Here is a 17,562-nt window from a genome sequence, read left to right as displayed (position 1 = left end):
CAGGATCCAGAGAATGTCCAATTTAAACAAAGTCCCTGGCAAAATCCGTCGCGCCGAAGTCGCCGGCGGCGGCTTTGCCGGCCTGACAGCCGCCATTGCTCTGAGGCAGAATGGTTGGGATGTCAGGCTGCACGAAAAGAGCTCCGAGCTGCGGGCATTCGGCGCAGGCATCTATCTCTGGCACAATGGCCTTCGCGTGCTCGAAGGGCTGGGTGCCCTGGATGAGGTTCTCCAGGGCTCGCACACGCCTCCGACCTACGAGACCTGGATGCACAACAAGTCGGTTTCCAAGGAGACGTTCAACGGGCTCCCCTGGCGCATCATGACGCGCAGCCATCTGCACGATGCCCTGGTCAATCGGGCCCGTGCCGTGGGCGTCGATATCCGCGTCAACTCCGAAGCCGTCGCCGCCGATCCGGAGGGCCGCCTGACGCTTAATAGCGGCGAGGTTCTCGAAGCCGACTTGATCGTCGGCGCCGATGGCGTTGGCTCCAAGGTGAGGGACTCCATCGGCTTCAAACAGGATCGATGGGTTTCGAAAGATGGTCTCATCCGACTGATTGTCCCGCGCATGAAGAAGGATCTCGGTCATGGCGAGTGGGACAACACAATCGACATGTGGAACTTCTGGCCGCGTGTTCAGCGCATTCTCTACTCGCCCTGCAATGAGAATGAACTCTATCTGGGCTTGATGGCTCCGGCCGCCGATCCTCGAGGATCCGCCGTTCCGATCGATCTCGAAGTTTGGGTCGAGATGTTTCCGTTCCTGGAGCCATGCCTGATCGAGGCGGCCAAGCTGAAAACCGCCCGCTACGACAAGTACGAAACGACCAAGCTGGATAGCTGGACAAGAGGCAAGGTCGCCCTTGTGGGCGATGCCGCGCATGCGATGTGCCCGGCACTTGCCCAGGGCGCCGGTTGCGCGATGGTCAACGCCTTCAGCCTGTCGCAGGATTTGGAGGAAAGCTCTTCGGTCGAAGACGCGCTTCTCGGGTGGGAAAAGCGCATTCGCCCCATCACCGATCGCTGCCAGGCCCTGTCCGGCGACTATGCGGCGAACCGCTCGCTGTCGAAAGGAAACATGTTCACGCCAGCGGCACTGGAAGCTGCCCGCTACGATCCGCTGCGCCGTGTCTTCTCATGGCCGCAGTAGTGTCGAACGAGCCGGTCAACGAATTAATTGGCGCGTGCGGAAGCGGCGCGCGCCTTCAGGAGATGAAGATGAACTATTCCAGTGAAGTCGAACGAGATTATGACGTCAGGGGCTGGTATTCCTCGGTCCAGGAAAGCCGGCATGACGGCGGCACACCTGGCGAGACCCTGGTCAAAGTCGCGACAGCCGTTGTCATACGCAATCCCTTCGCCGGAAAGTTCGTCGCCGAACTGTCCGAGCTGACAGGTCCGAGTTCGGCCATCGGTCATGCGCTTGGCGAGCGGGCCGTGGCGCTGCTCGGCAACAGGCCGGTCGAAAGCTACGGCAAAGGCGGCATCGCGGGTACATCAGGCGAACAGGAACATGTCGTCGCTTGCATCACCACGGTATTTGGCGATCCGCTGCGGCAGCAGGTGGGCGGTGGCAAGGCCTGGATCTCGTCGGTCAGCAAGGTCGCCGTCGCCGGCACCACCATCGACATTCCGCTTGCCCACAAGGACGAGCTCTACATCCGTTCCCACTATGATGCCGTCACCTTTTCCGTGCCGGATGCCCCGCGCCCGGACGAGCTTTTGATCTGCGTCGCCGTCGCATCGGGTCCGCGTGTGCATCAGCGTGTCGGCGGCAAGTCCGTCGCCGACCTGAAGGCCAGTGTCTAGTTCGATCGAAATTGCTGAAGGACGAATTTAATGCCCCTGAACATCAAGGACCTCAAGATTACCTCAGTGGATTTCAAGCCGCTCGGGAAACTGCGCGATGAACATGCCGGCGACAAGGGCAATGTATTGCCCAAGCTTACGATCAGTGGCGTCCCGGCAGGGACGAAAGAACTCGCGGTCATCTGCCACGATCCGGACGCACCGCTCGCCAACGGTTTCACGCATTGGGTCGTCTACGGCATCGATCCCTCGGCCACCGACCTTTCGGACGCGCAGGAGAAGTTCCGCGTCGGTCCCAATGGTGCCGGCCATAAGCAGTACTACGGGCCGCAGCCGCCCGCGGGCCACGGAGAACATCACTACTACTTCTGGGTCTATGCCCTCGACACGAAGGTCGAAGGCACGCCCACCCGGGAGGAGTTCCTGCAGAAATATGCCGGCAACATCATCGAGCAGAACCGGATCGTGGGCATCTACGAAAACAAGTGAAATCCGCGGCGCTGGCGACCGATAAAAACAACAAGAATGGTCGCCATCGCCGCGTAGTGGGAGAATTTGGAAATGACAGACAACAGCCCAGCGCGTCAGAAGGTCTTCGAAGAGCTTGTCACGGCAACGAAGATCCTTCTGAACGAAGGCATCCTGGATACGTTCGGGCATATCAGTGCCCGTGACCCCGAGGATCCCGAAAGCTTCTTCCTGGCGCAGAAGCTTGCTCCGAGCCTGATAACGGCCGGTGACATGCAGCGTTTCAATCTCGATGGCGAGACCTCGGACAACAGGCCGTCCTATCTGGAGCGCTACATCCACAGCGAGATTTACAAGGCACGGCCCGACGTCCAGTGCGTGCTGCACAGCCATTCTCCGGCTGTCCTGCCTTACTGCTTCACCGACCAGCCGCTACGGCCTGTGACCCATATGGGGGCTTTCCTCGGCGACGCCGTCCCAGTCTACGAGATACGCGACAAGCAGGGAGACGAGACCGATCTCTTTGGCGGCAGCCGCAGCGTCTGTGCGGACATCGCCGAAAGCCTCGGGACCTATCCCGTCGTCCTCATGGCGCGGCACGGCGTCGTCAATGTCGGCACTTCTGTCCGGCAGGTGGTGTTCCGGGCTTTCTATCTTGAACAGGAAGCAGCAGCGCAGACCGCCGGCCTGCGGATCGGCAACATCAAGTATCTGTCGCCGGGCGAAATCAAGGCCGCGGGAAATCTCGTCGGCGCCCAGATCGATCGTGGATGGGACCACTGGTCGCAGCGCCTCAGAGAAAAGGGCCTGGCCTAGCGCCAGCGGGTCTTTGAACATTCCCTGGGAGGGCCTGGTCCCTGCCAAGGTATCCGGCCCCGATCTTCAAATTCTTCGGGGCGTCAGGCGAAAGCAGTAGAACGATGCCGCACGCGGAAAGTTACGATTACATCATCGTTGGGGCCGGATCGGCCGGTTGCGTGCTTGCCAACCGGCTGAGCGCCGACCCGAAATGTTCGGTGCTGCTGCTGGAAGCCGGCGGCTGGGATCGTGATCCGATGATCCACATTCCGCTTGGCTGGGGCAAGATCCTGACCGAGCGACGCCATGACTGGATGTATTTCTGCGAGCCGGAAGACAATGTCGGCGGACGCCGGGTCGAATGCGCGCGCGGCAAGGTGGTCGGCGGATCATCGTCGACCAACGCCATGGCCTATGTGCGGGGCAATCGCGGCGACTACGATCGTTGGGCAGCAGCGGGGCTCAGCGACTGGTCCTATGACAAGGTGCTGCCGTACTTCCGAAAACAGGAAAGCTGGCAAGGCGGCGAGAACCAGTATCGTGGCGGCAGGGGCCCAGTCAGCACCCAGTTCTGCCGCTACAAGGACACGCTGATCGAAGCCTTTGCACAAGCCAGCGTGGACGCCGGTTACGACCAGACGAAAGATTACAATGGCGAGCGGCAGGAAGGGTTCGGCCGCCTCCAGATGACGATTTCAAAGGGCCGGCGCAGCTCGACCGCGACAGCCTATCTGCGGCCGGTCCTGAAGCGGCCCAACCTGACCGTCCTGACGGAAGCGAGCGCGACCAGGATCGTGCTGGAGGGTGCGCGCGCCACCGGCGTCACCATCAACCATCGCGGAGCCGAACGTACGGTTCTCGCCCGCAAGGAAGTGCTGCTTTCCGGCGGTGTGATCAACACGCCGCAACTCATGATGCTGTCGGGCATCGGGGCGCAGGATGAGCTTGCCGCCCACGGTATCCAGACGCGGGTTGACCTGCCGGCGGTCGGCAAGAACCTGCAGGACCATGTCTCGGTCATCCTCATGTACCGGCGCCGGGCTCCGGGCGGCCCGTTCCTGCGCAACATGCGTGCCGACCGGATCGGGCTCGATTTCGTCAAGACTTACTTCACGGGACGCGGTTTTTCCGGCGATGTGCCTGGCGGTGTCGTCGCCTTCCTGAAGAGCGGCCCGGCGCGACCGTTGCCGGATGTGCAACTGCTCTTCACGGCAGCTCCGCTCGCCGCATGGCCATACTTCAAGCCATTCAAGGCGCCGTTTGCGGACGGCTTCGCAACACGCATCGTGGCGACGCAGCCCGAAAGCCGGGGCGCGGTGAAGCTGGCGTCGGCCGATCCTGCGGCGGCACCCCTGATCCATCAGAATTTCCTCGCCTCGCCGAAGGATTGGGAGTCGCTGCGGGCCGGCTTCAGGGTGGCGCGGGATCTCGCGTCGCAGCCCTCCATGCAGCCCTTCATCGCGGCGGAGTTTTTCCCCGGGCCGAAGTGCCAGAGCGACGACGAGATCGACGAGCATATCCGCAAGACCTCCATCACCGTGCATCATCCCGCCGGGACTTGCCGGATGGGCGCCGACGAAGCCTCTGTCGTTGATCCGCAATTGCGCGTTCGCGGCGTCCAGGGTCTGCGCGTGGTGGACGCTTCCGTCATGCCCGACCTGGTCTGCGGAAACATCAATGCGGCAGTGATCATGATCGCCGAGAAAGCCGCCGATCTCATCGCCAGTTCGAAAGAAAGCAGGGCAGTGTCATGATCCAGCGTATCGCCATCATCGGTATGGGCACGATGGGTCCGGGCATGGCCGCCCGGCTCGCCAGAGGCGGCCTTCAGGTCGTCGCCTACGACGTTGCCCCGGCAGCGATCGAGCGCGCGCGATCCATGCTGGGCGTGGCCGAGACCGTCCTTAACTCCCTCGGTATCGCACCGCCGCCGGCTGGCGTTGGAACGGTTCGCTTCACCAACGACATCGGCGATGCGGTGTCCGGTGCCGATCTCGTCATCGAGAACGTTCCTGAAAACATTTCGGTCAAGGCCGACGTCTATCACGCGATCGACGGCCTGATCGCATCGGACACGATCGTCGCGTCCGACACGTCCGGTATTCCGATCACCAAGCTGCAGGCGCATATCTCGCATCCCGAGCGGATGGTGGGCATGCACTGGTCGAACCCGCCGCACATCATCCCGATGATCGAGGTGATCGCCGGCGAGAAGACTGCGCCGCAAACCGTGGCTGTCATCCGCGACCTTATCCGCTCCATCGGCTTGCTGCCGGTGGTGGTGAAGAAGGATGTTCCGGGCTTCGTCGAAAATCGCGTCCTCTATGCGCTGCTGCGCGAGGCGGTCGACCTTGTCGAGCGCGGCGTCATCGATCCGGAAGATCTCGATACCTGCGTGTCGTGGGGCATCGGCTACAAGATCGCCGTGATCGGGCCGATGGCGCTCCTCGATATGGCGGGCCTCGATATCTACAAATCCGTCTCCTCCTTCCTCAACGCGGATCTCTCCAATCGCGACGACGTCGCGCCGATGGTGCTGGAAAAGACCAACGCGTCGAAGTTCGGCATCAAGTCGGGCGAGGGCATGTTCTCCTATACGCCCGAGCAGACGAAGGCCCTGCAAGGCGAACGGGCCCGCAAACTCGTCGCGGTGCGGCGCATCCTGGAGGGCCGGGAGTAGCATGCGCATGGAACCCATTCGAGCAGCAGGCGGCCGGCTAGCCCATATCCGCCACGATGACGACCTGATCTCCGCCAAGGGCGTTTCGGTCGTCATGGCCAGGCAATTGGTGCTAAGGAATATCGACCTTGCGATACCGAAGGGGTCGTTCGTCTCCCTCATCGGGCCTTCCGGTTGCGGCAAGAGCACCTTGCTCAAGGTTCTTGCCGGGCTTGTCAATCCGACGAGCGGCAGCGTTTCGATCGCCGGGCTTTCGCCGGTCGAGGCGGCGCGCAAGCGTATGATCGGCCTCGTCTTCCAGGACGCCAACCTGCTTCCGTGGAAGAATGCCGTCGACAACGCATCGATGCTGCTTGGCATCGCCGACAAGTCGCTCTCGCGCGCGGATTTGCGGGCGCGCGGGCAGGAGATGTTGGAACTGGTTGGGTTGGGCGACAGCGCCCACAAGCGTCCCCATGAATTGTCCGGCGGCATGCGTCAGCGCGTCGCCATCGCGCGGGCCTTGGCGCTCGATCCGGCGGTGCTGCTGATGGACGAGCCGTTCGGCGCGCTTGACGCCATAACCCGCGATTCGATGGGCCAGTCGCTGCTGGAAATCTGGCAGCGCACCGGCAAGACCATCGTGCTCGTCACCCATTCCATAGACGAAGCTATCCACCTGTCGCGCCATGTCCACGTGATGGGGATCAAGCCCGGGCGGATCACCGAGAGCCTCGACATCGGTCTGCCCTATCCGCGCGATCTGTCGGTCACGGAAGATCCGGAGTTCGTCAGGCTGGCGGTTCATCTGCGGATGATGCTGCGCGCCAGCCACCAACCGGGAGGCACGTCGTGAGCGATCAACCCATCACCAATCTCTCCGAGCCGCGGCTTGCCTCCAACTGGGCAGCGGCGACAGGCAGCTGGCTGCCAGCGGTCATCCTTCTGCTGGCGACGATCATCGTCTGGGAAGCCGTGGTGCGGATCTTCGCCATATCCGCCTTCATCATTCCGGCCCCCTCCGAGATCGCGCAGTCGCTGGTCGCGCAATGGGCAACGTTGATGCGGGCGACACTGGTGACGGCCGGCGAGATCCTGTTCGGCTTCGTTGTCTCTGTCGTGGTCGGCATTGCCATCGCGCTGGTCATCGTGCGCTTCGACTGGCTGGGGCGAGCGCTCTATCCGCTGGTGGTGCTGTTCCAGAATGTTCCCAAGGTGGCGCTGGCGCCGATCTTCATCCTCTGGTTCGGCTACGGGCTCGCGCCCAAGATCGGCCTGATCCTGGTCATCGCCTTCTTCCCGGTGACGCTGTCGATGCTGGCGGGCATGCAGTCGGTCGACCGCTCGCTGCTGTCACTGATGAATTCGGTCGGCGCCAGCCAGACCCAGATCCTGTTTCGGATCCGCGTCCCGCATTCGCTGCCGAACCTGATGGCCGGAACCAAGATCGCCGCGACGCTCAGCGTCATCGGCGCCATCGTCGGCGAGTTCGCCGGCGCCTCGGACGGGCTCGGCTACGTCATCCAGTTCGCTTCTACCCAACTCGACACGGCACTGGTCTTCGCGGCGCTGCTGCTCGTTTCGGTGCTGGGCATCGCCTTCTACTACGCCGCCGAGATTCTCGAACGCATCGTGGTGCCGTGGGCACCGAAATTCAGTCGGGCCTAAGTCCCCAGGAAGGATAGAACAATGCTCAGACGTTCACTCATCAAAGCAGCCACGCTTGCAGCGTTTGCCGGCGCGCTTGGCTTCTCCGACATGGCGCTGGCGGCAGACAAGGTCAACGTCCAGCTAGACTGGGTGGTGCGCGGCAACCACGCCATGTTCTTCGTCGGTAAGGAAAAGGGCTTCTTCGCCAAGAACGACATCGACGTGACCGAGATCCGCAAGGGTTCCGGCTCGCCGGACGCCATGCGGCTGGTCGGCAACGGGAACGCGGATTTCGGTTTCGGTGATCTTCCCACGCTGGCCGTCGCGCGGTCGCAGAATGTTCCGGTGGTGGCGCTGGCAGCCGTCAACCAGCACTCGCCGCTGGCGATCATGTCGCTGGCCAAGACCGTGAAGCTCACCAAGCCGGCCGATCTCAAGGGGCTCACCATCGGCATTCATCCGGCCGGTTCAACCTACCTCTTCTTCAAGGGCTTCCTGGCGGCCAATGGCCTGACCGAAAAGGACATGACGCTGAACAGCGTTTCGCCGCCTTATGAAAGCTACCTGCTCCTTGGCCGGGTTCAGACGGTGATCGGCTATGTCGATGCCGAGGTCCCCGAACTGGAGGCCAAGGCTGGAGGCCCCGGCTCGCTCAGCATCATGTTGGGCGCCGATTACGGCTGGAAGGCCTATGGCTCGGGCCTCTTCACCTCGCAGGCGATGATCAAGGACAAGCCTGATGTCGTCGCCCGCTTCGTCAAGGGCTACAGGGAGGCCTTCGACTATGTCGTGGCGCACCCCGAAGAGGCTGCCGAGATCACTGCCAAGGCAGCACCCGGTTATGCCGACAAGAAGGATGTGTTGCTGGCACAGATCAATGCCGACATCGCGTCGACCTTCACCAGCCCGGACACCAAGGAACACGGTCTCGGCTGGATGACCAAGACGCAATGGGAGGAAACGCTGAAGACGCTCACCGATCAGGGCGTGCTCAAGACGGCTCTCTCGGCGGACGACGTCTTCACCGACACGTTCCTGGCAACCAAGTAGGAGGCGCGCGGTGTCGGGGCGGGCAAATCGATGAGCGCCTACCGGCAGACCAAGCTGTCCTGCACCATGGCGCAGGACACGACGCGCTCGCCTTTCGCCGCGTCGGTGCGGTCAAGCGTGATCTGCACGCGGGTCGCATATGTGCGGCCCGACAGGCCGCACCACAGCCGCTCGACGGGCAGGTTCTCGCGCTTGTCGTTGAGGATCGTGAACGTGCCCGTCTTGGGATCGAACCAGAGTTCGACACGGGCGCTCTTGCCCGGCTCGACGGTCGCGATCCCGGCCGAATACCAGTGGGCGAAGTCGGCATTGCAGGACAAGCCTTCGTTGCCCGCATTTGAAATCGTCAATGGCACCATGTCGAGCCCGTCAGTCCCGGTGCGCACGGTGACGTGGTGCAACTCAACCGCATTGGCGAAGGACGTGAACGCCAGCATCACCGGGAGAATATAACGAATCTTCACTTTGCCTGAGCTCCGTAGGGTGGGTTTGTGCAGGCAGTCTATCTCGCTTCCGCGCAATAACAATAAGAATAATGATTGGTAGTCAACCAGAGAGGGTAAAATGTTAAAGCTTCTTAAAAGCAGTGTAAGTGCACTTATATTGAGCGGTGTCTTGCTTGGCGGCGCGTTTGCCGGTGAAGTCAAGTCGATCGCAATCCTGACGCCCGAAGAAGGCACGGATTATGGCTGGAACCAGCAAGGCATCGACGCGGCAAAGGCCGCGGGCAAGGCCGCCGGCGTCGAAGTGGTCGTGGCTCAGGGCCTCGGCTATGGCGACGTTCGTCCGACCATGCGGGAACTTGCGTCCGATGGCGCCAGCCTACTGATCGCGCATGCCAGCGGCTACAACACCTCGGCGCCCGAAATCGCCAAGGAGTTGAAAGTTCCGGTAGCCATCGTCGACACCCCCAACGGCCTGGAGAAGGGTCTCGTCGCAGACTACACGCTGAGCGGCCACCAGGGCGCCTATCTCGCCGGCCGTCTGGCCGCCAAGATGTCGCGTTCGAAGTCGGTCGGCATCGTCGTCTCGGGCGAACCGCCGTCGTGGAACTCGCAATCGGCGGCATTCGCGCAGGGCGTGAAGGCCGAGAACCCAGCCGTCAAGATCACCTACGCGGTGATCGGGCCGGCCGCCTACAGCGACGCGGCCGGCGGCAAGCGCGTCACCGAAAGCGTGATCGCGTCGGGTGCGGACATCATCTTCGGCCAGGGCAATGGTTCGAGCTTCGGCATGCTGCAGGCAGTCGAGACGACCAAGGCGGCTGACGGCGGCAAGGTCTATTTCATCGACGTCATCGGTGACAAGTCGCCGATCGACAAAGGCTTCCTGCTGTCGTCGGTGGTGTGGAACATCGAGCCGGTCTACGCGGCGATGATCGCTGACCTGAAGGCCGACACGTTCGGCACCAAGCACTATGCGATCGGCCTCAAGGACGATTCGGTGAAGCTGCTGAAGACCGCTGCGATCCCGGACAATGTCTGGGCGGAAATCCAGGCGCTGCGCGAAGACGTCATTTCCGGCAAGATCAAGGTCGATCCAGTGTTTGACGCGGCCGCCGTCAGGGCGTTGATGACAAGCGTCGCCCAGTAAGGCGATCAAATACAGGCTGCTGGAGGGGTGATCCGTCACCCCTCCAGACCTTTCCCGTTTTTCAGTGCTGGGCCTTCATGAGCAGTTCTTCTTCATCGCCCGTCGACAAGCGCGACATCGTCGCGCTTGAAGGCGTGACCAAACGCTTTCCCGGAATCGTCGCCAATGACAGCATCGACCTGTCGATCCGTCCTGGCGAAGTGCATGTGCTGCTGGGCGAGAACGGCGCGGGCAAATCCACGCTGATCGGCATGTTGTCCGGCCTGCAGCAGCCGGATGAAGGGCGCATCCTGGTCGACGGCAAACCGGTGCCGATCACCTCGCCGCGCCATGCGCTTGCGCTCGGCATCGGCACCGTTTTCCAGCACATGATGCTGGTGCCGACGCTGACGGTGGCGGAAAACCTGTTGCTTGGCGGGCCGTGGTGGCAGCGACCCAAGACCGAAGAACTGGCGGCGCGCGTCGCCGAGATCACCAGCAGCCTCGGCATCACGGTGAAACTGCATGCCAAGGTGTCGGAGCTTTCACTTGGCGAGCAGCAGCAGGTCGAAATCCTGCGCGCCATGGTGCGCAACAGCCGGCTGCTGATCCTCGACGAATCCACCTCGATGCTGACGCCGAAGGGCATCGATGAACTGGGCGCATTGATGCGTCGTCTGGTTGAGCAGGGGCTTGCCATCGTCTTCATCACGCACAAGTTGAAGGAGGCGGCTGCCTTCGGCGACCGCATCTCGGTGCTGAAACTCGGCCGCAAGGTCGGCGAGATCCCGCCCGAACGCTTTCGCGCGCTGGGGGAGCAGGAGATCATTTCCGAAATCGTGCAATTGATGTTCGGCAAGCAGAAGGACGATCCCGAAGCGGTCGAGCGTCCTGTCCGCACCGTCCGCACGGACGCCGCTCCGCTGCTTCAGGTCACGGATCTGGCGGTCGCGCCGACGGACAATGCGCCGGGCCTGTCATCGATCTCCTTCGATATTCTTCCAGGCGAGATTCTGGGCATCGCCGGCATCGACGGCAACGGGCAAAAGCAGCTGGCGGAAGCCTTGGCCGGTCAGCGTGTGGCGACCGGCGGTTCGGTGCGGCTGGAAGGCTCGGCAATAGAGGCGCTGAGCGTCGGCGAACGCCGCCAGCGTGGCCTTCGCTACCTGACCGACGATCGGCTGGGCGAGGGCACGGTCGGCACCTTCCCGGTCTCGATCAACTTCTTCCTCAAGCAGGTCGGCGCGGCTCCGTTCTGGCGCCACGGCGTCGAACAGCGCGGCGAAATCGACAAGCGCGCCGCCCAGCTCGTGCGCGACTATGATGTGCGCACGCCAAGCTTGAAGACGCCGGTCGCGCGGCTGTCCGGCGGCAATATCCAGAAGGTGCTGCTGGCGCGCGAACTGGCCGAAGGCGCCAAGGTGGTGATCTTCAACAAGCCAACCTACGGTCTCGATCTCGCCAACACATTGGCGTCGCGCCAGCGCATCCGCGACACTGCGGCGCGCGGCCTCGCCGTGCTGCTCATCTCCACCGACCTCGAGGAGTTGCTCAGCATGTGCGACCGCATCGCTGTCATTGCCAACGGTGCGCTGGTCGGCACCGTCGAGAACACCGACGATGCGCGAACCAAGGTCGGTCGCCTGATGATCGGACTTGCGGCATGAGCATCGACACCGCACCCACCGCCAGTGCAACCGCGCTCGATGCCACGAGCGCCGCGACGACGCGCCGCGACATACTGCGTCGGCTGCTGATGACGCTCGGCCCGATCCTCATCGCTCTCGTCATCGCCGGCTGCATCCTGCTTTCCGTCGGCGTCGACCCGCTCGCCTATTACGGCTTCGTCCTGGAGAAAGGATTGTTCTCGCCGCTCGGTATCCAGCAGACGCTGACGCGCATGGCGCCGCTGCTGTTTCTTGCCGCCGGCCTCATCGTGGCCTTTCGCGCCGGCATGTGGAATCTCGGCGGCGACGGCCAGTTCCTGCTCGGCGCGGTGACGGCGGCGGCCAGCGCTCCCGTGTTCGTGCAGATTATGCCGGCCTGGCTGGCGCTGTTCTGCGCGTTCCTCATCGCCATGGCGGTGGCGATGATCTGGTCGCTGGTGCCGGCGCTGCTGCGTGCCTATCAGGGCGTCAACGAGATCATCACCACGCTGATGATGACGTTCCTCGGCACCTCGCTCGCCAATGTGCTGGTCAAGCTGGTGTTTCGCGATCCCTCCACGACCGTGCCGCAGACCCGCACGTTGCCGGTGGAAGACCGGCTGCCGCGCCTGTTCGACACGACCATCACCAGCGGCCTGCTGCTCGGCCTGGCGGCGATCATCATCGTGCATCTGGTGATGACGCGCACGGCGTTCGGGCTGAAATTGCGGATCGTCGGCGCCAACCCGCGCGCCGCGATTCATTCGGGGCTCGGCGTGCCGGGCCTGACCGTCGCCGTCTTCGCCATTTCCGCGGGGCTCGCGGGCCTTGCCGGCGCCGTCGACATCATCGGCGTGCAAGGCAATGTCCGCGCCGACTGGAACCCCGCCTATGGGCTGGCGGTCATTCCAGCCGTGTTCCTTGCCCGCATGAACGGCTTTGCCGCGATTGGTTTCGTGTTCCTGCTTTCGGTGCTGTCGATCGGCGGCGAGAGCGCAGCGCGGCGGCTTGGTGTGCCCAACACTTTCACGCTGGTGCTGGTTTCCATCGTGCTGATCGTGCTCGCACTCGCCGAGTATGTCGATCACCGCTATCATCAGTCCAGAAAGGCCTGACGCATGACCGGGCTGCTCAGCGAAGTCTTTCTCAGCGCACTCCTGTTCGGGGCGGTTACCGCGGCAATCCCGCTTCTGCTTGCCGGGCTCGGCGAGCAGATGTCGGAAAAGGCCGGCGTGCTCAACATCGGCATCGAAGGCATGATGCTGGCCGGCGCCTATCTCGGCTTCGTCGGCGCCTTCTATTCCGGGTCATTGTGGCTGGGCTTTCTCACCGGTGCGGCCGGCGGCGTCGCGGTGGCTCTGGTCATGGCGTTGTTGTGCGTGCGCATCGGGCTGAATCAGATCGTTATCGGCATCGCGCTGACGCTCGGTCTCGAAGGGCTGACGGCGCTGCTGCACCATTTCCAGTTCTCGCGCAGCTATCCCCGCCTGCCGGCGGCGGACGCGAGCGTCATTCCGCTGCTGTCGGATATTCCTGTCATTGGGCCCGCCTTCTTCAAGCATCATCTGATCGTCTATCTGGCGGTCGCGCTGGTGTTCGCCATGAGCTACCTCTACCGGCGCACGCAACTCGGCCTCAATTTGCAGGCCGCCGGCGACAAGCCGGCAGCACTCGACGTCGCCGGCATCGACGTCGTCAGGACGCGCACCATCGCGGTGTTGACGACCGGAGCGCTGGCCGGGCTTGGCGGCGCCTATCTCGCCAATGTCGGCGCCGGCCTGTTCATTCCGTTCATCACCAACGGCGCCGGCTTCCTCGGCATCGTGCTCGCCATGCTGGCGCGGGGCCGACCGATCTGGGTGCTGTTCGGCGCCCTTCTGTTCGGCGTCTGCCTGTCGCTGACGACGGCCATGCAGGTGGCTGGCATCAACATCCCGACCGACGTCATCCAGATGCTGCCGTTCCTGGCTGTGATGATCATGCTGGTGCTGTTCGGCCGGCGCGCCAGCCTGCCGGCGGCACTTGGCATTCCATACGAGCGCGGCGCGCGCTGACAACAATCACATGCGCGGAAGAGACCCGCGCCAAAACAGGAGGCAACAATGTCGGATACCAAGGTCTACCTGCTCGACGGCGGCTCGCTTGTTCTCGACGGCTACCATGTGTTCTGGAATCGCGGCCCGGGCGGCGAAGTGCGCTTTCCCGTTTATTCGATCCTGATCGAGCATGCCGAAGGCCGCTTCCTCATCGACACCGGCTACGACTACGACCACGTCATGAAGGTGCTGCCGTTCGAGAAGCCGATCCAGGAAAAGCACCAGACCATTCCAGGTGCGCTGGCCCTGCTTGGCCTTGAGCCCAAGGATATCAACGTCGTCGTCAACTCGCATTTCCATTTCGACCATTGCGGCGGCAACAAGTATTTTCCGCATGCCAAGAAGATCTGCCACCGCACCGAGGTGCCGCAGGCCTGCAACCCGCAGCCTTTCGAGCATCTCGGCTATTCCGACCTGAGCTTCTCGGCGGAAGCCGCCGAAGCGCGCGGAGCGACCGCGCAGCTGCTGGCGGGCACGACGCGCGCCAACTCGACCTTCGAAGGCATCGACGGCGACGTCGAACTGGCCAAGGGGGTCAAGCTGATCTCGACGCCCGGCCATTCGATCGGCCATTACAGCCTGCTGGTCGAATTCCCCAAGCGCAAGCCGATCATGTTCACCATCGACGCGGCCTACACGCAAAAGAGCCTTGAAACGCTGTGCCAGGCTGCCTTCCACATCGACCCGGTCGCGGGCGTCAATTCGATGCGCAAGGTCAAGAAGCTGGCCGAGGACCACGGCGCCGAGCTGATGTACTCGCACGACATGGACAACTTCAAGACCTACAAGACCGGCACGCAATTCTACGGCTGACCGCCGCCAATCCGGAGACCAAGACCATGCGCTACCTCGAACACGCCGATCCGGTCATCACGCTGACCGCAGGCCCGGTGAATGCCTATCCAGAAGTGCTGCGCGGTCTCTCGCGCACTGTGCTCTATGATTATGACCCGGCGTTCCAGCTCTTCTACGAGAAGGTGGTCGACAAGGCGCAGAAGGCGATGCGGCTGTCCAACAAGCCGCTCATCCTGCATGGCGAGCCGGTGCTGGGCCTGGAGGCCGCAGCAGCGTCATTGATCACGCCGGACGACGTGGTGCTCAACCTTGCCTCAGGCGTCTATGGCAAGGGCTTCGGCTACTGGGCGAAACGCTATTCGCCGCATCTTCTCGAAATCGAAGTGCCCTACAATGAGGCGATCGACCCGCAGCCGGTCGCCGACATGCTGAAGGCGCATCCGGAAATCACCATCGTGTCGGTCTGCCATCACGACACGCCGTCAGGCACCATCAACCCGATCGACGCCATCGGCGCGCTGGTCTCGGCGCATGGCGGTTACCTGATCGTCGACGCGGTTTCCTCCTTCGGCGGCATGAAGACCCATCCCGAGGACTGCAAGGCCGACATCTATGTCACCGGCCCCGGCAAGTGCCTCGGCGCGCCGCCGGCGCTGACGATCATGGGCGTCAGCGACCGCGCCTGGGCCAAGATGAAGGCCAACAAGGCAGCACCGCGCGCATCTGTGCTGAGCATCGTCGATTGGGAAAATGCCTGGTCGCGCGACAAGCCGTTCCCGTTCACGCCATCGGTCGCTGAAGTGAACGGCCTCGATGTCGCACTCGATCTCTATCTCAACGAAGGACCGGAGGCTGTGTGGGCGCGCCACGCGCTGACGGCAAAGGCCATGCGTGCGGGCGTCACCGGCATGGGCCTGTCGATCTGGGCCGCGAGCGACGCGATCGCCTCGCCAAGCACCACGGCCGTGCGCACGCCCGACGGCGTCGACGAGAAGGCGCTGCGGGTCGCGGCGCGCGCCCGTTATGGCGTCGTCTTCTCGTCGGGCCGCGGCGAAACATTGGGCAAGCTGACGCGCATCGGCCATATGGGACCGACCGCCCAGCCGATCTATGCGATCGCCGCGCTGACGGCGCTTGGCGGCGCCATGAATGCGGCCGGCCAGAAGCTTGCGGTCGGCAAGGGCATCGACGCGGCGCTGGCCGTTATCGATGCCGACGCCTGAACAGACATCATCGGATCACGGATTGAGGGAGCATTTTCATGACTGAACGGCTTGCAGGGAAGACGGCGCTGGTTACCGGCGCGGCACAGGGCATCGGCAAGGCGATCGCGGCGCGGCTTGCCGCCGACGGCGCGACCGTCATCGTCAGCGACATCAATGCCGAAGGCGCCAAGGCGGCAGCCGCATCGATCGGCGGCAAGGCGAAGGCGATCGCCGCCGACATTTCCGACCCGGCATCGGTCAAAGCGCTGTTTGGCGAAATCCAGGCGCTGACGGGCGGCATCGACATTCTGGTCAACAATGCCAGCATCGTGCCGTTCATCGCCTGGGACGATGTCGACCTCGACCATTGGCGCAAGATCATCGACGTCAATCTGACAGGCACCTTCATTGTCAGCCGAGCCGGCACCGACCAGATGCGGGCGGCAGGCAAGGCAGGACGGGTGATCAACATCGCATCCAACACCTTCTTTGCCGGCACGCCGAACATGGCGGCCTATGTCGCGGCCAAGGGCGGCGTCATCGGTTTCACCCGGGCGCTGGCCACGGAGCTTGGCAAGTACAACATCACGGCGAATGCGGTGACGCCTGGCCTGATCGAGAGCGACGGCGTCAAGGCGAGCCCGCACAACGAAGCGTTCGGCTTCGTCGAGATGCTGCAGGCGATGAAGGGCAAGGGCCAGCCCGAGCACATCGCCGATGTCGTATCGTTCCTGGCTAGCGAGGACGCCCGCTGGATCACCGGCCAGACGCTGAATGTCGACGCCGGGATGGTCAGGCACTAGAGCAATTCCAGGAAAAGTGTGAGCGGGTTTTCCGTCCGGAATTTCGGAAAAACAAAGAGTTAGAGCAGTTCATCGTTTTCGTGAAGCGGTGAACTGCTTTAACGAGAGCAATTCCCGAAAACGGAGACACTGGCCGACAGCCCTGCGCAGCGGCTCAGCGCAGGGCTTTCACCTTGGAGAGTATATCTTCCGAAAGCGCTGAAACGAGTGCCTTGTCAGCGCCCTTGCTCGGGATCAGGACGAACTCCACATCCTCCAACTGCGGCAGGCTGCCGATTTCCTTCAGGCCCGAAGGCGACATGCTTTGCGGTTGCACCAGAACCCCCATGCCTGCGCGTGCGGCGGCCGTCAGCCCGCTCAGGCTTCCGCAGGTGCAGACAATGCGCCATGGCATGCGGTGCCGCTCGAGCACTTCCAGCGCAATGCTGCGCGTGACGCTTGGCGCGGGGAAGGCAATCAACGGCAAGGCCGCAAGCGATAGAACGTGTTCCGGATCGCGGGCGAGCCAGACAAGCGGCTCGCGATAGACGAGCTGACCACGGCTGTCGCCCAGCCGGCGCTTTGCCAAAACGAGATCGAGTTCGCCATTGTCCTGCATCTCATAGAGCAGGCCGCTCAGCGCGACCGTCAGTTCAAGATCAACGGATGGGTGAGACCGGACGAAATCCTCCAGCACGACAGGCAGACGGCTGGCAACCAGGTCCTCGGATACGCCGAGCCTCAAAGTACCACGCAGCTTCTGTGCGGTGAACAGCGCCTGCATCTGGCCCTCTATGGACAACATGGTCCGGGCATGGCCGAGCAGGGCTTCGCCGTCGGGCGTCAGCATCACCTTGTGCGTATCGCGGGCCAGCAACTGCCTGCCAATCGCAGCCTCCAGCTTGCTGATGTGCTGGCTAACGGTGGATTGCCCGAGCCCCAGCCTCTCGGCCGCGAAGGTGAAGCTTCCCATCTGCTGGACGGTGACAAAGCTGCGAAGTTGGACCAAATCGAGCATTGATATCTCAA

18 protein-coding genes are annotated in these 17,562 nt (G+C 63.0%); 16 read left to right on the top strand and 2 right to left on the bottom strand.

Annotated elements, in window-relative coordinates; all coding sequences use genetic code 11:
- Window positions 1-13: 13 nt before the first annotated feature.
- The 9 genes from ACZYHG_RS00795 (at window position 14) to ACZYHG_RS00755 (ending at window position 8,437) form a co-directional block, all read left to right on the top strand.
- Window positions 14-1,153 carry an FAD-dependent oxidoreductase gene (locus tag ACZYHG_RS00795; protein WP_464612115.1) on the top strand — a complete coding sequence of 380 codons (1,140 nt, stop codon included), beginning with the start codon at window positions 14-16 and terminating at the stop codon, window positions 1,151-1,153.
- Window positions 1,154-1,221: 68 nt separating this feature from the next.
- The gene (locus ACZYHG_RS00790; RefSeq protein ID WP_464612114.1) at window positions 1,222-1,812 is read left to right on the top strand and encodes an amino acid synthesis family protein; all 591 of its coding nucleotides are present in this window, start codon (window positions 1,222-1,224) and stop codon (window positions 1,810-1,812) included.
- 30 nt (window positions 1,813-1,842) lie between these two features.
- Window positions 1,843-2,301: a YbhB/YbcL family Raf kinase inhibitor-like protein gene (locus ACZYHG_RS00785; protein ID WP_464612113.1), complete on the top strand. Its 459-nt coding sequence runs from the start codon at window positions 1,843-1,845 to the stop codon at window positions 2,299-2,301.
- A gap of 72 nt (window positions 2,302-2,373) precedes the next feature.
- Window positions 2,374-3,096 (top strand): class II aldolase/adducin family protein, encoded by a 723-nt coding sequence (locus tag ACZYHG_RS00780; RefSeq protein WP_464612112.1) that lies wholly within the window; start codon window positions 2,374-2,376, stop codon window positions 3,094-3,096.
- Window positions 3,097-3,200: 104 nt separating this feature from the next.
- The gene (locus ACZYHG_RS00775; protein ID WP_464612111.1) at window positions 3,201-4,832 is read left to right on the top strand and encodes a GMC family oxidoreductase; all 1,632 of its coding nucleotides are present in this window, start codon (window positions 3,201-3,203) and stop codon (window positions 4,830-4,832) included.
- The gene (gene fhmpcd1 / locus ACZYHG_RS00770; RefSeq protein WP_464612110.1) at window positions 4,829-5,758 is read left to right on the top strand and encodes a 5-formyl-3-hydroxy-2-methylpyridine 4-carboxylate 5-dehydrogenase; all 930 of its coding nucleotides are present in this window, start codon (window positions 4,829-4,831) and stop codon (window positions 5,756-5,758) included. Before ACZYHG_RS00775 ends, fhmpcd1 begins: the two co-directional genes overlap by 4 nt.
- A gap of 1 nt (window position 5,759) precedes the next feature.
- Window positions 5,760-6,593, top strand: coding sequence for an ABC transporter ATP-binding protein (locus tag ACZYHG_RS00765; protein WP_464612109.1), 834 nt, complete (start codon window positions 5,760-5,762; stop codon window positions 6,591-6,593).
- The gene (locus ACZYHG_RS00760; RefSeq protein WP_464612108.1) at window positions 6,590-7,405 is read left to right on the top strand and encodes an ABC transporter permease; all 816 of its coding nucleotides are present in this window, start codon (window positions 6,590-6,592) and stop codon (window positions 7,403-7,405) included. Before ACZYHG_RS00765 ends, ACZYHG_RS00760 begins: the two co-directional genes overlap by 4 nt.
- Before the next feature lie 21 nt (window positions 7,406-7,426).
- Window positions 7,427-8,437, top strand: coding sequence for an ABC transporter substrate-binding protein (locus ACZYHG_RS00755; RefSeq protein ID WP_464612107.1), 1,011 nt, complete (start codon window positions 7,427-7,429; stop codon window positions 8,435-8,437).
- A 38-nt stretch (window positions 8,438-8,475) separates the two neighbouring features.
- Here the strand turns inward: ACZYHG_RS00755 and ACZYHG_RS00750 are convergent, their stop codons facing one another.
- Window positions 8,476-8,901: a hypothetical protein gene (locus tag ACZYHG_RS00750; RefSeq protein WP_464612106.1), complete on the bottom strand. Its 426-nt coding sequence runs from the start codon at window positions 8,899-8,901 to the stop codon at window positions 8,476-8,478.
- Between the two features lie 139 nt (window positions 8,902-9,040).
- On the opposite strand from ACZYHG_RS00750, the gene ACZYHG_RS00745 reads away from it, so the two are divergent.
- The 7 genes from ACZYHG_RS00745 to pldH all read left to right on the top strand — a co-directional run bounded on the left by ACZYHG_RS00745 (window position 9,041) and on the right by pldH (window position 16,554).
- Complete coding sequence (locus ACZYHG_RS00745; RefSeq protein WP_464612105.1) at window positions 9,041-10,030, top strand: putative B6 ABC transporter substrate-binding protein; 990 nt, start codon at window positions 9,041-9,043, stop codon at window positions 10,028-10,030.
- Between the two features lie 77 nt (window positions 10,031-10,107).
- On the top strand, window positions 10,108-11,676 hold the full coding sequence (locus tag ACZYHG_RS00740) for a putative B6 ABC transporter ATP-binding protein (RefSeq protein WP_464612104.1): 1,569 nt from the start codon (window positions 10,108-10,110) through the stop codon (window positions 11,674-11,676).
- A complete protein-coding gene (locus ACZYHG_RS00735; RefSeq protein ID WP_464612103.1) occupies window positions 11,673-12,770 on the top strand; it encodes a putative B6 ABC transporter permease subunit 2 in 1,098 nt (365 codons plus the stop codon). Before ACZYHG_RS00740 ends, ACZYHG_RS00735 begins: the two co-directional genes overlap by 4 nt.
- Window positions 12,771-12,773: 3 nt before the next feature.
- The gene (locus ACZYHG_RS00730; RefSeq protein WP_464612102.1) at window positions 12,774-13,709 is read left to right on the top strand and encodes a putative B6 ABC transporter permease subunit 1; all 936 of its coding nucleotides are present in this window, start codon (window positions 12,774-12,776) and stop codon (window positions 13,707-13,709) included.
- Between the two features lie 48 nt (window positions 13,710-13,757).
- Window positions 13,758-14,564, top strand: a complete 807-nt coding sequence (gene pldA / locus ACZYHG_RS00725) for a 4-pyridoxolactonase (protein WP_464612101.1) — start codon at window positions 13,758-13,760, stop codon at window positions 14,562-14,564.
- A gap of 26 nt (window positions 14,565-14,590) precedes the next feature.
- Complete coding sequence (gene ppaT / locus ACZYHG_RS00720) at window positions 14,591-15,769, top strand: pyridoxamine--pyruvate transaminase (RefSeq protein ID WP_464612100.1); 1,179 nt, start codon at window positions 14,591-14,593, stop codon at window positions 15,767-15,769.
- Between the two features lie 38 nt (window positions 15,770-15,807).
- Window positions 15,808-16,554, top strand: coding sequence for a pyridoxal 4-dehydrogenase, SDR-type (gene pldH / locus ACZYHG_RS00715; RefSeq protein ID WP_464612099.1), 747 nt, complete (start codon window positions 15,808-15,810; stop codon window positions 16,552-16,554).
- A 154-nt stretch (window positions 16,555-16,708) separates the two neighbouring features.
- Here pldH and ACZYHG_RS00710 read toward each other — a convergent pair whose 3' ends face one another.
- Entirely contained in the window at window positions 16,709-17,551 is an 843-nt protein-coding gene (locus ACZYHG_RS00710; RefSeq protein WP_464612098.1) for a LysR substrate-binding domain-containing protein, read from the bottom strand.
- Between the last annotated feature and the right edge of the window lie 11 nt (window positions 17,552-17,562).

Source organism: Mesorhizobium subarcticum (assembly GCF_055456085.1).
The sequence above is the reverse complement of the archived record's forward strand: the minus strand, read 5'-3'. Positions and strand labels throughout refer to the sequence as shown.

Bases quoted from the DNA above. Each gene is read 5' to 3' on its own strand.
- ACZYHG_RS00780 (WP_464612112.1), top strand. From the start codon at position 2,374: ATGACAGACAACAGCCCAGCGCGTCAGAAGGTCTTCGAAGAGCTTGTC.
- ACZYHG_RS00735 (WP_464612103.1), top strand. From the start codon at position 11,673: ATGAGCATCGACACCGCACCCACCGCCAGTGCAACCGCGCTCGATGCC.
- ppaT (WP_464612100.1), top strand. From the start codon at position 14,591: ATGCGCTACCTCGAACACGCCGATCCGGTCATCACGCTGACCGCAGGC.
- ACZYHG_RS00755 (WP_464612107.1), top strand. From the start codon at position 7,427: ATGCTCAGACGTTCACTCATCAAAGCAGCCACGCTTGCAGCGTTTGCC.
- ACZYHG_RS00795 (WP_464612115.1), top strand. From the start codon at position 14: ATGTCCAATTTAAACAAAGTCCCTGGCAAAATCCGTCGCGCCGAAGTC.
- ACZYHG_RS00790 (WP_464612114.1), top strand. From the start codon at position 1,222: ATGAACTATTCCAGTGAAGTCGAACGAGATTATGACGTCAGGGGCTGG.
- ACZYHG_RS00785 (WP_464612113.1), top strand. From the start codon at position 1,843: ATGCCCCTGAACATCAAGGACCTCAAGATTACCTCAGTGGATTTCAAG.
- ACZYHG_RS00740 (WP_464612104.1), top strand. From the start codon at position 10,108: ATGAGCAGTTCTTCTTCATCGCCCGTCGACAAGCGCGACATCGTCGCG.
- ACZYHG_RS00710 (WP_464612098.1), bottom strand. From the start codon at position 17,551: ATGCTCGATTTGGTCCAACTTCGCAGCTTTGTCACCGTCCAGCAGATG.
- pldH (WP_464612099.1), top strand. From the start codon at position 15,808: ATGACTGAACGGCTTGCAGGGAAGACGGCGCTGGTTACCGGCGCGGCA.
- ACZYHG_RS00765 (WP_464612109.1), top strand. From the start codon at position 5,760: ATGCGCATGGAACCCATTCGAGCAGCAGGCGGCCGGCTAGCCCATATC.
- ACZYHG_RS00730 (WP_464612102.1), top strand. From the start codon at position 12,774: ATGACCGGGCTGCTCAGCGAAGTCTTTCTCAGCGCACTCCTGTTCGGG.
- ACZYHG_RS00775 (WP_464612111.1), top strand. From the start codon at position 3,201: ATGCCGCACGCGGAAAGTTACGATTACATCATCGTTGGGGCCGGATCG.
- fhmpcd1 (WP_464612110.1), top strand. From the start codon at position 4,829: ATGATCCAGCGTATCGCCATCATCGGTATGGGCACGATGGGTCCGGGC.
- pldA (WP_464612101.1), top strand. From the start codon at position 13,758: ATGTCGGATACCAAGGTCTACCTGCTCGACGGCGGCTCGCTTGTTCTC.